Origin of the sequence: Pseudomonas sp. WS 5010 (assembly GCF_012985565.1) — a bacterium.
Taxonomy (GTDB): domain Bacteria; phylum Pseudomonadota; class Gammaproteobacteria; order Pseudomonadales; family Pseudomonadaceae; genus Aquipseudomonas.
On the sequence record NZ_JAAQWQ010000003.1, the window covers coordinates 435,151 to 448,770 of the forward strand.

Sequence of the window (13,620 nt, forward strand, 5' to 3'; positions counted from 1 at the left end):
AGTGTCCCTGATCGCTTCAGACCACTTCCGCATCGTTGTCGGCCTCGGCAAGAGCGGCATGTCCCTGGTTCGCTTCCTGGCGAACCGGGGCACGTCGTTTGCCGTGGCCGATACGCGGGAAAATCCACCGGAGCTGGTCACGCTGCGCCGTGACTACCCGCACGTGGAAGTGCGTTGTGGCGAGTTGGATGTCGAGTTTCTGTGCCGTGCCGACGAGCTCTACGTGAGCCCCGGCCTGGCCCTGGCGACCCCGGCCCTGCAAGCGGCAGCGGCGCGTGGCGTGAAGTTGTCCGGCGATATCGAACTGTTTGCGCGTAACGCCAAGGCGCCCATCGTGGCGATCAGCGGTTCCAACGCCAAGAGCACCGTCACCACCCTGGTTGGCGAAATGGCGGCTGCGGCCGGCAAGCGCGTGGCCGTGGGCGGTAACCTCGGCACGCCGGCGCTGGATTTGCTCAGCGACGATATCGAGCTGTACGTCATGGAGTTGTCGAGCTTCCAACTGGAGACCACCGATCAACTCGGCGCCGAAGTGGCCACCGTGTTGAACGTCAGCGAAGACCATATGGACCGCTACAGCGGCCTGCCGGCTTATCACCTGGCCAAGCACCGGATCTTCCGTGGTGCGCGGCAGGTAGTGGTCAACCGCCAGGATGCCCTGAGCCGTCCGTTGATGGGCGAGGGCCTGCCATGCTGGACCTTCGGCCTGAGCAAACCCGACTTCAAGGCCTTTGGTATCCGTGAAGAGAATGGCGAGAAATACCTGGCCTTCGAATTCCAGAACCTGATGCCGGTGCGTGAACTGAAAATCCGTGGCGCCCACAACCAGTCCAATGCCCTAGCGGCGTTGGCGTTGGGGCATGCGGTCGGCTTGCCGTTCGACGCGATGCTGTCGAGCCTGCGCACCTTCGCCGGCCTCGAACACCGCTGCCAGTGGGTGCGCGACCTGGATGGCGTGAGCTACTACAACGATTCCAAGGCCACCAATGTCGGCGCCGCGCTGGCCGCCATCGAAGGCCTGGGTGCCGATATCGACGGCAAACTGCTGCTGATCGCCGGTGGCGATGGCAAGGGTGCCGACTTCAAGGACCTCAAGGGCCCGGTGGCTGCTCATTGCCGCGCCGTGGTGCTGATGGGTCGTGACAGCGACTTGATCGCCGCCGCCCTGGGCGACGCGGTGCCGCAAGTGCGCGCCACTTCCCTGGACGATGCCATCGCTCAGTGCCGCGCCCTGGCCCAGCCCGGCGATGCCGTGCTGCTGTCGCCGGCCTGCGCCAGTTTCGACATGTTCAAGAACTACGAAGAGCGCGGCCAGTTGTTCGCCCGCGCCGTGGAGGGCTTGGCATGAGTCTGGACCTGAAGAACATTATCAAGCCGTACCCATCGCCGATCATTACTGGGCGCGGGATCGACCTCGACTTCCCAATGCTCGCCGGTTGCCTGGCGCTGCTGGGCCTGGGCCTGGTGATGATCACCTCGGCGTCCTCGGAAGTGGCCGCCGTACAGTCGGGCAACACCCTGTACCACATGATCCGCCACCTGATTTACCTGGTGATCGGCCTCGGTGCGTGCATCGTCACCATGATGATTCCCATCGCCACCTGGCAGCGCCTGGGTTGGCTGATGCTGATTGGCGCCTTCGGCCTGCTGGTGATGGTGATCGTCCCCGGCATCGGTCGCGAGGTGAATGGGTCGATGCGCTGGATCGGCTTCGGCGCGTTCAACGTGCAGCCGTCGGAAATCGCCAAGGTCTTCGTGGTGATTTACCTGGCGGGCTACCTGGTGCGCCGCCAGAAAGAAGTGCGGGAAAGCTGGATGGGCTTCTTCAAGCCCTTCATCGTGCTGCTGCCCATGGCTGGCCTGCTGCTGATGGAGCCGGACTTCGGCGCCACCGTGGTGATGATGGGCGCCGCCGCCGCGATGCTGTTCCTCGGTGGGGTGGGCTTGTTCCGCTTTGCCCTGATGGTCGGGCTCGCCGTGGCGGCCGTAACGATCCTGGTGCAGGCGCAACCCTATCGGATGGCGCGTCTGATCACCTTTACCGACCCCTGGTCCGACCAGTTCGGTTCCGGCTACCAGTTGACCCAGGCGCTGATTGCCTTCGGTCGCGGCGAGTGGCTGGGCGTGGGCCTGGGCAACAGTGTGCAGAAGCAGTTCTACCTGCCGGAAGCCCATACCGACTTCGTGTTCTCGGTACTGGCCGAAGAGCTGGGCGTGGTTGGCTCCCTGGTCACCGTCGGGCTGTTCGTGTTCGTCTGTGTGCGGGCCATGTACATCGGCCTGTGGGCCGAGAAAGCCAAACAATTCTTTGCCGCCTATGTGGCGTACGGCCTGGCCTTCCTGTGGATCGGCCAGTTCTTGATCAACATTGGCGTGAACGTTGGCTTGCTGCCGACCAAGGGCCTGACCTTGCCGTTCCTCAGCTACGGTGGCAGCTCGTTGGTGATCTGCTGTGCCTGTCTCGGCTTGTTACTGCGTATCGAGTGGGAGAGTCGAACCCATTTGGGCAGCGAAGAAATGGAATTCAGCGAGAGCGATTTTGCCGAGGAGCCGACCCATGGGCGCTAACGTGCTGATCATGGCCGGCGGCACCGGCGGCCACGTGTTCCCGGCGCTGGCCTGTGCCCGTGAGTTCCAGGCCCGTGGCTACACCGTGCATTGGCTGGGCACGCCCCGTGGCATTGAAAATGAACTGGTCCCGGCGGCCGGTTTGCGCCTGCATCTGATCAACGTCAGCGGCCTGCGCGGCAAGAGCAAATTGTCCCTGCTCAAGGCGCCGTTCGTGTTGCTCAAGGCTGTGTGGCAGGCGCGCAAGGTCATTCGCGAATTGAAGCCGGTCTGCGTGCTGGGCTTTGGTGGCTATGTCACCGGTCCCGGCGGTGTGGCCGCGCGCTTGGCCGGTGTGCCGGTGATCGTCCACGAGCAAAACGCTGTGGCCGGTACTGCCAACAGGCTGTTGGCGCCGTTGGCGGCACGGGTCTGCGAGGCGTTCCCGAATACGTTTGCGGCCATGGACAAGCGCCGCACCACCGGCAACCCGGTGCGTACCGAACTGTTCATGGACATTGCCCGCCAGGCCCTGGCCGGGCGCAAGGCGCATCTGCTGATCCTCGGTGGAAGCCTGGGCGCCGAGCCGCTGAACAAACTGCTGCCGCAGGCATTGGCGCAGCTGCCTGTGGAGCTGCGTCCCGAGATCTTCCATCAGGCAGGCAAGAATCACGATGAAGTGACCGCCGCCCGCTATCGCGAGGCCGGTGTCGAGGCGACCGTAGAGCCCTTCATCAAAGACATGGCCCATGCCTATGGCTGGGCCGACCTGGTGGTCTGTCGCGCAGGTGCGTTGACCGTCAGTGAACTGGCCGCCGCCGGTCTGCCGTCCTTGCTGGTGCCCTTGCCCCATGCGATCGACGATCACCAGACCCGCAACGCCGAATATTTGGCCGGGGAGGGCGCTGCCTTCCTGCTGCCGCAAAGAACGACTGGCGCCGCCGATCTGGCCGCACGCCTGACTGAGGTTTTGATGCAACCCGAACGACTGAACAGCATGGCGAGCACCGCAAGCCGCCTGGCCAAACCCGACGCCACCCGCAGCGTGGTCGATATCTGCCTGGAGGTGGCCCATGGTTGAGAATCAAAAAGCCATGCCGCAACCGGAAATGCGCCGCATCCGTCGCATCCACTTCGTCGGTATCGGCGGCGTGGGCATGTGCGGGATTGCCGAGGTGTTGCTGAACCTGGGTTATCAGGTCTCCGGCTCCGACCTCAAGACTTCGCCGGTCACCGAGCGCCTGGAATCCTTCGGCGCGCAGATCTTTATCGGCCACCGTGCCGAGAACGCCGCGCAGGCTGATGTATTGGTGGTCTCCAGCGCTGTGAACACCTCCAACCCGGAAGTGGCCACCGCCCTTGAGCGGCGCATTCCCGTGGTGCCCCGCGCCGAGATGCTGGCCGAGCTGATGCGCTATCGCCACGGCATCGCCGTCGCCGGTACCCACGGCAAGACCACCACCACCAGCCTGATCGCCTCGGTGTTCGCCGCCGGCGGCCTGGATCCGACCTTCGTGATCGGTGGGCGGCTGAATGCAGCAGGTACCAATGCACAACTGGGTACCAGCCGTTACCTGATTGCCGAAGCCGATGAAAGCGATGCCAGCTTCCTGCACCTGCAGCCGCTGGTGGCCGTGGTCACCAACATCGACGCCGACCATATGGCGACCTACGACGGCGACTTCAACAAGTTGAAGAAAACCTTCGTCGAGTTCCTGCACAACCTGCCGTTCTACGGTCTGGCCGTGGTGTGCCTGGACGATCCGGTAGTGCGCGAAATCCTGCCGCTGGTCAAGCGCCCGACCGTGACCTATGGCTTCAGCGAAGACGCTGACGTGCGCGCGATCAATGTTCGCCAGCAAGGCATGCAGACGTTCTTCACCGTGCTGCGTCCGGATCGCGAGCCCTTGGATGTGTCGGTGAACATGCCGGGCAACCACAATGTGCTCAATTCCCTGGCGACCATCTGCATCGCCACCGACGAAGGCGTCAGCGATGAAGCCATCGTCGAAGGCCTGTCGGGCTTTGCCGGCGTGGGTCGGCGCTTCCAGGTCTACGGCCAGTTGCCGGTAGACGGCGGCGACGTGATGCTGGTGGACGACTACGGTCACCACCCGACCGAAGTCGCGGCCGTGATCAAGGCTGTGCGTGGTGGCTGGCCAGAGCGTCGCCTGGTGATGGTCTACCAGCCGCACCGCTACAGCCGTACCCGCGACCTGTACGACGACTTCGTAAATGTATTGGCCGATGCCAACGTATTGCTGCTGATGGAAGTCTACCCGGCCGGTGAAGAACCGATCCCCGGTGCCGATAGTCGCAAGCTGTGCAACAGCATCCGCCAGCGCGGGCAACTGGACCCGATCTATATCGAGCGAGGCGTGGACCTGGCGCCGATCGTCAAGCCGCTGCTGCGCGCCGGCGACATCCTGCTGTGCCAGGGTGCCGGTGATATCGGCGGCCTTGCCCCTAAATTGCTGGCGAGCCCGCTGTTTGCTGCCGCCGCTGTACAGGGGAAGTCGAAATGACTGCGAATTACGCCTCCCTGTTCTCCACCATCGCACCTGCCGACTTCGGTCGCGTGGCCGTGTTGTTCGGCGGCAAGAGTGCTGAGCGTGAAGTCTCGCTCAAGTCCGGCAATGCCGTGCTCCAGGCGCTGCAAAGTGCCGGTGTGAATGCCTTTGGTATCGACGTGGGCGATGACTTCCTCGCCCGCCTGCAGGCCGAGAAGATCGACCGCGCCTTCATCATCCTGCACGGCCGTGGTGGTGAAGACGGCAGCATGCAGGGCCTGCTGGAGTGCGCCGGCATTCCCTACACAGGCAGTGGCATCCTCGCTTCGGCCCTGGCCATGGACAAGTTGCGCACCAAGCAGGTGTGGCACAGCCTGGGCATTCCGACGCCGCGTCACAGCGTTCTGTGCAGTGAAGACGATTGTATTTCTGCAGCCAAGGAACTGGGCCTGCCTTTGATCGTCAAACCAGCCCATGAAGGCTCCAGTATCGGCATGGCTAAAGTGAACTCGGCCGCCGAATTGATCGACGCATGGAAAGCGGCAAGTACCTACGATTCGCAAGTGTTGGTGGAACAGTGGATCCAGGGTCCCGAGTACACCATCGCCACCCTGCGTGGCCAGGTATTGCCGCCCATCGCATTGGGCACGCCCCACACCTTTTACGACTACGACGCCAAGTACCTGGCCTCCGATACCCAGTACCGGATCCCGTGCGGGCTCGATGCAACCAAAGAGCAGGAATTGATGGACCTCACGGCGAAAGCCTGTGAGGCGTTGGGTATCGCCGGTTGGGCGCGGGCAGACGTGATGCAGGATGACCAGGGGAACTTCTGGTTCCTGGAAGTCAATACCGCGCCGGGTATGACCGACCACAGCCTGGTGCCCATGGCTGCACGTGCGGCCGGCTTGGACTTCCAGCAATTGGTGCTGGCGATCCTGGCGGCCAGTTATGTGGCCAGTAATGAAGAGGCACGAGGTTAAGACCATGCAAGGCGCATCGCTTCGTCATCAGCAACCCGCTCCCGGCCGCAAGCCGGTGCCGCGTGGTGCCAGTCGAATGGTGGCTAAAGAGCCGATGTCGGCGCGCCTGCCGAAAGCCAACTTTGGTTTTCTCAAGGCCCTGTTCTGGCCGGTGCTGTTGGTGGCGTTGGGCTTTGGCACCTATGAAGGTGCACAGCGCCTGTTGCCGTATGCCGACCGCCCGATCACCAAGATCAGCGTGCAGGGCGACTTGAGCTACATCAGCCAGCAAGCGGTGCAGCAGCGGATCGCGCCTTTTGTCGCGGCGAGCTTCTTCACCATCGACCTGGCCGGCATGCGTGCCGAACTGGAACAGATGCCGTGGATTGCCCACGCCGAAGTACGGCGCGTGTGGCCGGATCAAGTGACGATCCGCCTGGAAGAACAACTGCCCGTGGCCCGTTGGGGCGACGAAGCGCTGTTGAACAACCAGGGCCAGGCGTTCAACCCGCGTGAGCTGGCCAACTACGAGCATTTGCCGCAGTTGTTCGGACCACAACGGGCACAGCAGCAAGTGATGCAGCAGTACCAGGCGTTGAGCCAGATGCTGCGGCCACTGGGCTTCTCCATTGCGCGCCTGGAATTGCGCGAACGGGGCAGTTGGTTTTTGACCACCGGGGCAGGCAGTTCCGGCCCGGGCATCGAGTTGTTGCTGGGACGCGACCACTTGGTGGAGAAGATGCGCCGCTTTATCGCCATCTACGACAAAACCTTGAAAGAACAGATTACGAACATTGCGAGCATCGACCTGCGTTACGCCAACGGCCTTGCCGTTAGCTGGCGCGAACCGGCTGCGCCCACGACAGCGCAGCCCGCTGTCGCGAAGAATTAAGAAGAGGCAGGACCCATGGCAAACGTGCAAAGCGGCAAAATGATCGTCGGTCTCGATATCGGCACCTCCAAGGTGGTGGCGCTGGTAGGCGAGGTCGCGGACGACGGCACGCTGGAAATCGTCGGAATCGGCACGCATCCGTCCCGGGGCCTGAAGAAGGGCGTGGTGGTCAACATTGAATCCACCGTGCAATCGATCCAGCGCGCCATCGAAGAAGCGCAACTGATGGCCGGCTGCCGGATTCACTCGGCGTTCGTCGGTGTGGCGGGCAATCACATCCGCAGCCTGAACTCCCACGGCATCGTGGCGATTCGCGACCGTGAAGTCAGCTCGGCCGACCTTGAGCGCGTCCTCGACGCCGCCCAGGCTGTGGCGATCCCGGCTGACCAGCGTGTGCTGCACACCTTGCCGCAGGACTACGTGATCGATAACCAGGAAGGCGTGCGTGAGCCCCTGGGCATGTCGGGCGTACGCCTGGAAGCCAAGGTCCACGTCGTGACTTGCGCGGTGAATGCGGCACAGAACATTGAAAAATGCGTGCGCCGCTGCGGCCTGGAAATCGACGACATCATTCTCGAGCAACTGGCTTCGGCCTACTCGGTCCTGACCGACGACGAAAAAGAGCTGGGCGTGTGCCTGGTGGACATCGGCGGTGGCACCACCGATATCGCGATCTTCACCGAGGGTGCGATCCGTCACACCGCCGTGATCCCGATTGCCGGTGACCAGGTGACCAACGACATCGCCATGGCGCTGCGTACACCGACCCAGTACGCCGAAGAAATCAAGATCCGCTACGCCTGCGCCCTGGCCAAGCTGGCCGGTGCCGGTGAAACCATCAAGGTGCCGAGCGTGGGCGACCGCCCACCGCGCGAACTGTCGCGCCAGGCCCTGGCCGAAGTGGTCGAGCCGCGCTATGACGAACTGTTCACCCTGATCCAGGCTGAACTGCGCCGCAGTGGCTACGAAGATTTAATCCCGGCCGGCATCGTGCTGACCGGTGGCACCTCGAAGATGGAAGGCGCGGTCGAACTGGCCGAGGAAATCTTCCACATGCCGGTCCGCCTGGGCGTGCCCCATGGCGTCAAGGGCCTGGGCGACGTGGTGCGCAACCCGATTTATTCCACCGGTGTGGGCTTGCTGTTGTATGGCCTGCAAAAGCAGACCGACGGCATTTCCCTGTCGGGCATTGGCAGCCGCGAAAGCTATAGCAGTGACGAGCCCAAAGCGCCGTTGCTGGAGCGTCTGCAGGCTTGGGTGAAGGGCAATTTCTAAAGATTTACCGCAACACCGTTTCAAGTAGTAGGCGAAAAAACTAGAGAAATGAAGGAGAGGGAAAATGTTCGAACTCGTAGACAACATCCCCGCAAGCCCGGTTATTAAAGTAATCGGTGTCGGCGGTGGCGGCGGCAACGCTGTCAACCATATGGTCAAGAGCAACATTGAAGGCGTTGAATTCATCTGCGCCAACACTGATGCCCAGGCGCTCAAAAGCATCGGCGCGCGGACCATCCTGCAATTGGGCACAGCCGTGACCAAGGGCCTGGGCGCTGGCGCCAATCCGGAAGTCGGCCGTCAAGCCGCCCTGGAAGACCGCGAGCGTATTGCCGAAGTGCTGCAAGGCACCAACATGGTGTTCATCACCACCGGCATGGGCGGCGGTACCGGTACCGGTGCGGCGCCAATCATTGCCGAAGTGGCCAAGGAAATGGGGATCCTGACCGTCGCAGTCGTGACCCGTCCGTTCCCGTTCGAAGGCCGCAAGCGCATGCAGATCGCCGACGAAGGTATCCGTCTGCTGTCTGAAAGCGTTGACTCGTTGATCACCATCCCCAACGAAAAACTGCTGACCATCCTCGGTAAAGACGCAAGCCTGCTGTCGGCTTTCGCCAAGGCTGACGACGTCCTGGCCGGTGCCGTTCGCGGTATCTCCGACATCATCAAGCGTCCGGGCATGATCAACGTCGACTTTGCCGACGTACGTACGGTCATGAGCGAAATGGGCATGGCGATGATGGGCACTGGCTGCGCCAGCGGTCCTAACCGTGCACGTGAAGCGACCGAAGCGGCCATCCGCAACCCGTTGCTGGAAGACGTGAACCTGCAAGGTGCACGCGGCATCCTGGTGAACATCACCGCCGGTCCCGACCTGTCCCTGGGCGAGTACTCCGACGTGGGTAGCATCATCGAAGCCTTCGCTTCCGAGCACGCGATGGTCAAGGTCGGTACCGTTATCGATCCGGACATGCGCGACGAACTGCATGTGACCGTGGTTGCCACAGGTCTGGGCGCAAAAATCGAGAAACCTGTGAAGGTTATCGACAATACCGTGCACACCAGCCAGGCCTCGGCCGCCGCTCCAGCACCTGCTCGCCAGGAACTGCCGTCGGTGAACTACCGTGATCTGGATCGTCCGACCGTGATGCGCAACCAGGCCCAGGCCGGTGCTGCGGCGTCCCGTAGCCCGAATCCGCAAGATGATCTGGACTACCTGGACATCCCGGCTTTCCTGCGTCGTCAGGCCGATTAATGGAATGTATCAGGGCTATGAAGGTGATTGGTGTTCAGCAAAGGTCTGGTCTGCTATTATCGCCAGCCTTTGTTGATACCAGTTCGCAATTTGCGCTGAAGCGGTCCAAGCCATGATTAAACAACGCACCCTGAAGAATATTATCCGTGCCACAGGTGTAGGTCTGCACTCCGGGGAGAAGGTATATCTGACTCTCAAGCCCGCACCTGTCGACACCGGCATCGTGTTTGTTCGTGCCGACCTGGACCCTGTGGTGCAGATTCCTGCTCGCGCGGAAAACGTTGGCGAAACCACCATGTCGACCACATTGGTCAACGGTGACGTCAAAGTGGACACGGTGGAGCACTTGCTCTCGGCCATGGCTGGCCTGGGCATCGATAACGCCTACGTCGAGCTCTCCGCGTCTGAAGTCCCGATCATGGATGGTAGCGCTGGACCTTTCGTATTCCTGATTCAATCTGCCGGCCTGGAAGAACAGGACGCAGCCAAGAAGTTCATTCGCATTCTGCGGGAAGTGACAGTAGAAGACGGCGACAAGCGCGCCACCTTCGTCCCGTTCGAAGGCTTTAAAGTGAGCTTTGAGATCGATTTCGATCACCCGGTATTCCGTGACCGCACCCAAAGTGCAAGCGTGGATTTTTCCAGCACTTCGTTTGTAAAAGAAGTCAGCCGCGCCCGTACCTTTGGTTTCATGAGTGACATCGAGTACCTGCGCAAGCACAACCTCGCACTCGGCGGCAGCGTGGAAAACGCCATCGTGGTCGACGCGGATGGTGTACTGAACGAAGACGGCCTTCGCTATGAAGACGAATTCGTGAAGCACAAGATCCTCGATGCAATTGGTGACCTCTACCTGTTGGGCAATAGCCTGATAGGCGAGTTCAAAGGCTTCAAGTCGGGCCATGCACTGAACAACCAGCTCCTGCGCAAGTTGATTGAGCAGAAAGACGCTTGGGAAGTCGTGACCTTCGAAGATGCCAGCACCGCACCGATCTCTTACATGCGTCCCGTTGCGGCGGTGTAAGTAACAACTCTCTTTCTTTAGTTTTTAAAGGCTGCCTTCGGGTGGCCTTTTTTTATTGGCAAACATCCCCCTGTAGGAGCCGGCTTGCCGGCGATGAGGCCCCTGAACCTTGCACTGACCATCCGGCCGCCATCGCCGGCCAGCCGGCTCCTACATTCAAGGCGCCAGCAGTGTGGCCGCATCGACCACACGGTTGCGCCCACTATTTTTCGCCTCATACAACGCCCGGTCAGCACTGAGCAGCAACTGCTCCAATGACGCGCTGCTGCGTTTGTCCCAGGTGCTCAAGCCGATACTCACCGTAACTGGCTCACTATCACCCGCAACCGGCGGCAAGTGCTGGATCCCCTGGCGGATACGCTCAGCAATCGCCCGGGCACCGCTGGCGTCGGTATGCGGCAGGATCACCGCAAACTCTTCACCGCCATAGCGCGCCGCGAGGTCGGCCGGGCGGCGGATGTGGCTGCCGATCACCTGTGCCACGCTGCGCAACGCTTCGTCGCCGCCCTGGTGGCCGTGGCGGTCGTTGAAGGCCTTGAAGTGGTCGACGTCGATCATCAACAGGGCCAAGGGCTCGGTCGAGCGGCGCGCGCGCTCCCATTCCAGGGCCAGGCGCTGGTCGAGGATGCGGCGGTTGGCCAGGCCGGTCAGGCCGTCGGTGGCTGCCAGTTCTGACAGTACTTTCTCGGCCCGGTAGCGACGCCGCAGTTCCAGGCGCAACATCCAGCTCAGCCACAGCAGGCCCACACACAACACCCCGGTGGCCCCCGCCGTCAGCCACGCGGCGCGTTGCCAGGCGGCGAATACATCGTCGCTGGCCAAGGCCACTACCACGATCAATGGCAACCGGCCCACATTGGTAAAGGTGTAGAGCCGTGGGGTGCCACTGATCGCAGAGATGGCCCGGAAGCTGCCGCTGCCTTCTTGCAGCATGCGCTTGAAGTTGGGGCGTGAGCTCAGATCCTTGTCGATCATGTCCCTCTCGAGCAGGGGTTGCTGGGCCAGCAGGATGCCCTGGTTGTTCAGCAGATTGATGGTGTTACCGCTGCCGATGGTCAGGCTGCTGAACAATTGGTCGAAATATGCCAGGCGCATGGTCGCCACGGCCACCCCGGCAAACTCACCGTCGGGCCCGGTCACGCGGCGGCTGAAGGCGATGCGCCAGATCTGCTCGCAATCACAGCGGATCTTGAACGGGCGGCTGATAAACAGCCCGGCGTCGGGGTTCTGTTGATGGACCTGGAAATAGTCGCGGTTGGCGAAGTTGCGCCGCGTGGGTGCCAGTGTGGATGAGTCGGCAAGCACCGCGCCCTGGGCGTCCAGCAGCAAGACTTCGCCTTTGTACGGCGCCGCAGTGGACTGGTCGAATTGCAGTTGGTGCCGCACATCGCCCGGCAGCCCTGACATGTCCTTGCCGGCTGCCGCAATCAGGCCTTGCAACGCCAGGTCATAGAGCTCGACGTTGCGCAGCACATCGGCATTGATCAACTGGGTGATATTGCTGGTGGAGCGCTGGGCGGTCTGCAGTGTGCTGGCATGTTCGCGGATCAGCAGCACGGCAACGATGATCAGGATCAGGGTAACTGTGAGACCACTGCCCAGAATCAGCAAAAGCTCCGGGCGTGCAGGCAGGTTAAGGGCGCGGCGTTGACTCATCGGACTGACTTCGGCGGTGACGATGATGGCAGTTTAGTTCCGCGCGCATTAAATTAAGTCATTGGCGAAAAAGATAATTGGCCGTCAGAACACATTGATCGGGTAGTCGATGATCACCCGATACTCATCCACATCGCGGTCCACCGCCGAGTAGCCATTGCTGCCTCGGTTGGTAGCCCATTGCAGGCGCACCGCCAGGTCCTTGGCCTTGCCGCCCTGCACCACGTACTTGAGGTCGATATCGCGCTCCCAGTGCTTGGCGTTCTTGCCATCGGCGCTGTACCAGGCCGAGTAGCCGCGGCTGTTGGGGTCGACTTTGGTCAGGTCGGTCTTGCCGCTGATGTAGGACACCGCCGAGGTCAGGCCGGGTACGCCAAGACCAGCGAAGTCATAGGCGTACTTGAGTTTCCACGAGCGCTCGTTGGGGCCGTTGAAGTCCGAGTATTGCTGGGAGTTGTCCAGGTACACGCTGTCGCCCTGGGCGATGTAGTCGAACGGCGTGTTGCCATTGACCCGCTGGTACGCGGCCGTGACGCTGTGATTGCCCACGCCCACGGTGAAATGCAGGCTGTAGGTGTTGTTGTCGATATCCCCCAGCAGGGCATTGCCGGTGTCTTGGGTGTGGTAGAAGTGCAGGCCCGGGTTGAGGCTGACCAGGTCGTTGAGCGCGTAGGTGTAGTCCAGGTCGTAGTAGTACTGGTTCCACACGTCCTTGAGTTCGGAGGCGTACAGGTTGCTGGTCAGCCCTGGCAGACCGCTCCACGCCACGCCGGCCCAGTTCATGTGCTGGCTGTCCTGGCCCTTGGGCAGTGCGCCATAGCTGGTGCCGATGCGCCCATGGCCACTCTGGTTGTAGAGCTTGGCAAAACTGGCCTGGCCGCCTTCGAACATCCAGCCGTCAAGGCTGTGGTTGGTCAGGCTGACGCCACGAAAGGTCTCGGGCAGCATGCGCGTCATGCCGCCAGCAATCACCGGGTTGTTGAGGAACAGGTCGCCGGCCTTCAGCTCGGTATCCAAGGCGCGGATTTTCAGGGTGCCGCCACCGGTAGAAAACGAGCCCGGCGCTTTGCCGCTGCCGCTGCCGTACGGCAGGATGCTGGAGCCGTCGGTACCGCCACCGCCGTCCAGCTTCAGGCCGAGCATGCCATGCACATCCAGGCCCAAACCCACGGTGCCCTGGGTGTAGCCGGATTCGAAGATGCCGAGGAAGCCTTGGCCCCACTCTTTGCTGTCGTTGATGTGAATGTCGCGGCGGTCGCGATTCATGTAGTAGTTGCGGGTGTTGATGGTGAGGCTTGAGCCTTCGACGAATCCGTCGGCGGGAGGGGCATCTGCTGCAAGGGCGAGCGGGGAGATAGTTGCTGCAATCGCGAGGAATAACGGGGTGAATGTCAGCGCGGGTTTCACCGGGGGAGCTCCTTTGGGTAAGTCTGAACGGCCAATGTCGTGGGGTGTTCCTGGCCTTTTTTACGGCAAAAAAAAGCCGCTGAAGTCAGCGG

Annotated in this window: 11 protein-coding genes; 9 read left to right on the forward strand and 2 right to left on the reverse strand. The window is 61.9% G+C overall.

All coding sequences use genetic code 11. The features are described from left to right. The first annotated feature begins 1 nt into the window (after position 1). The 9 genes from murD (at position 2) to lpxC (ending at position 10,465) form a co-directional block, all read left to right on the forward strand. A complete protein-coding gene (gene murD / locus HBO11_RS10940; protein ID WP_076963501.1) occupies positions 2-1,348 on the forward strand; it encodes a UDP-N-acetylmuramoyl-L-alanine--D-glutamate ligase in 1,347 nt (448 codons plus the stop codon). An 8-nt stretch (positions 1,349-1,356) separates the two neighbouring features. Further along, the gene (gene ftsW, locus HBO11_RS10945) at positions 1,357-2,568 is read left to right on the forward strand and encodes a putative lipid II flippase FtsW (RefSeq protein WP_169956403.1); all 1,212 of its coding nucleotides are present in this window, start codon (positions 1,357-1,359) and stop codon (positions 2,566-2,568) included. Beyond that, positions 2,558-3,628: an undecaprenyldiphospho-muramoylpentapeptide beta-N-acetylglucosaminyltransferase gene (gene murG, locus HBO11_RS10950; RefSeq protein WP_169956351.1), complete on the forward strand. Its 1,071-nt coding sequence runs from the start codon at positions 2,558-2,560 to the stop codon at positions 3,626-3,628. The genes ftsW and murG overlap by 11 nt, the downstream gene beginning before the upstream one ends. Then, positions 3,621-5,072 (forward strand): UDP-N-acetylmuramate--L-alanine ligase, encoded by a 1,452-nt coding sequence (murC, locus tag HBO11_RS10955; protein ID WP_029297832.1) that lies wholly within the window; start codon positions 3,621-3,623, stop codon positions 5,070-5,072. Before murG ends, murC begins: the two co-directional genes overlap by 8 nt. Continuing rightward, positions 5,069-6,040 carry a D-alanine--D-alanine ligase gene (locus tag HBO11_RS10960; protein WP_169956349.1) on the forward strand — a complete coding sequence of 324 codons (972 nt, stop codon included), beginning with the start codon at positions 5,069-5,071 and terminating at the stop codon, positions 6,038-6,040. The genes murC and HBO11_RS10960 overlap by 4 nt, the downstream gene beginning before the upstream one ends. Positions 6,041-6,044: 4 nt before the next feature. Next, complete coding sequence (locus tag HBO11_RS10965; RefSeq protein ID WP_169956346.1) at positions 6,045-6,911, forward strand: cell division protein FtsQ/DivIB; 867 nt, start codon at positions 6,045-6,047, stop codon at positions 6,909-6,911. A 15-nt stretch (positions 6,912-6,926) separates the two neighbouring features. Beyond that, positions 6,927-8,186 (forward strand): cell division protein FtsA, encoded by a 1,260-nt coding sequence (gene ftsA, locus HBO11_RS10970; protein WP_029297837.1) that lies wholly within the window; start codon positions 6,927-6,929, stop codon positions 8,184-8,186. A gap of 64 nt (positions 8,187-8,250) precedes the next feature. Further along, positions 8,251-9,441, forward strand: a complete 1,191-nt coding sequence (gene ftsZ, locus HBO11_RS10975) for a cell division protein FtsZ (protein WP_057444456.1) — start codon at positions 8,251-8,253, stop codon at positions 9,439-9,441. Positions 9,442-9,553: 112 nt separating this feature from the next. Continuing rightward, complete coding sequence (lpxC, locus tag HBO11_RS10980) at positions 9,554-10,465, forward strand: UDP-3-O-acyl-N-acetylglucosamine deacetylase (RefSeq protein WP_029297841.1); 912 nt, start codon at positions 9,554-9,556, stop codon at positions 10,463-10,465. Positions 10,466-10,621: 156 nt separating this feature from the next. On the opposite strand, the gene HBO11_RS10985 is transcribed toward lpxC, so the two are convergent. Both HBO11_RS10985 and HBO11_RS10990 read right to left on the reverse strand, forming a co-directional pair. After that, positions 10,622-12,121, reverse strand: coding sequence for a sensor domain-containing diguanylate cyclase (locus HBO11_RS10985; protein ID WP_169956344.1), 1,500 nt, complete (start codon positions 12,119-12,121; stop codon positions 10,622-10,624). Positions 12,122-12,205: 84 nt separating this feature from the next. Next, a complete protein-coding gene (locus tag HBO11_RS10990) occupies positions 12,206-13,528 on the reverse strand; it encodes an OprD family porin (RefSeq protein ID WP_169956342.1) in 1,323 nt (440 codons plus the stop codon). Positions 13,529-13,620: the final 92 nt, after the last annotated feature.

Excerpts from the sequence above, each read along its gene's own strand:
- murG (WP_169956351.1), top strand. The coding sequence starts at position 2,558 with ATGGGCGCTAACGTGCTGATCATGGCCGGCGGCACCGGCGGCCACGTG.
- ftsZ (WP_057444456.1), top strand. The coding sequence starts at position 8,251 with ATGTTCGAACTCGTAGACAACATCCCCGCAAGCCCGGTTATTAAAGTA.
- lpxC (WP_029297841.1), top strand. The coding sequence starts at position 9,554 with ATGATTAAACAACGCACCCTGAAGAATATTATCCGTGCCACAGGTGTA.
- murC (WP_029297832.1), top strand. The coding sequence starts at position 3,621 with ATGGTTGAGAATCAAAAAGCCATGCCGCAACCGGAAATGCGCCGCATC.
- HBO11_RS10985 (WP_169956344.1), bottom strand. The coding sequence starts at position 12,121 with ATGAGTCAACGCCGCGCCCTTAACCTGCCTGCACGCCCGGAGCTTTTG.
- HBO11_RS10965 (WP_169956346.1), top strand. The coding sequence starts at position 6,045 with ATGCAAGGCGCATCGCTTCGTCATCAGCAACCCGCTCCCGGCCGCAAG.
- HBO11_RS10960 (WP_169956349.1), top strand. The coding sequence starts at position 5,069 with ATGACTGCGAATTACGCCTCCCTGTTCTCCACCATCGCACCTGCCGAC.
- ftsA (WP_029297837.1), top strand. The coding sequence starts at position 6,927 with ATGGCAAACGTGCAAAGCGGCAAAATGATCGTCGGTCTCGATATCGGC.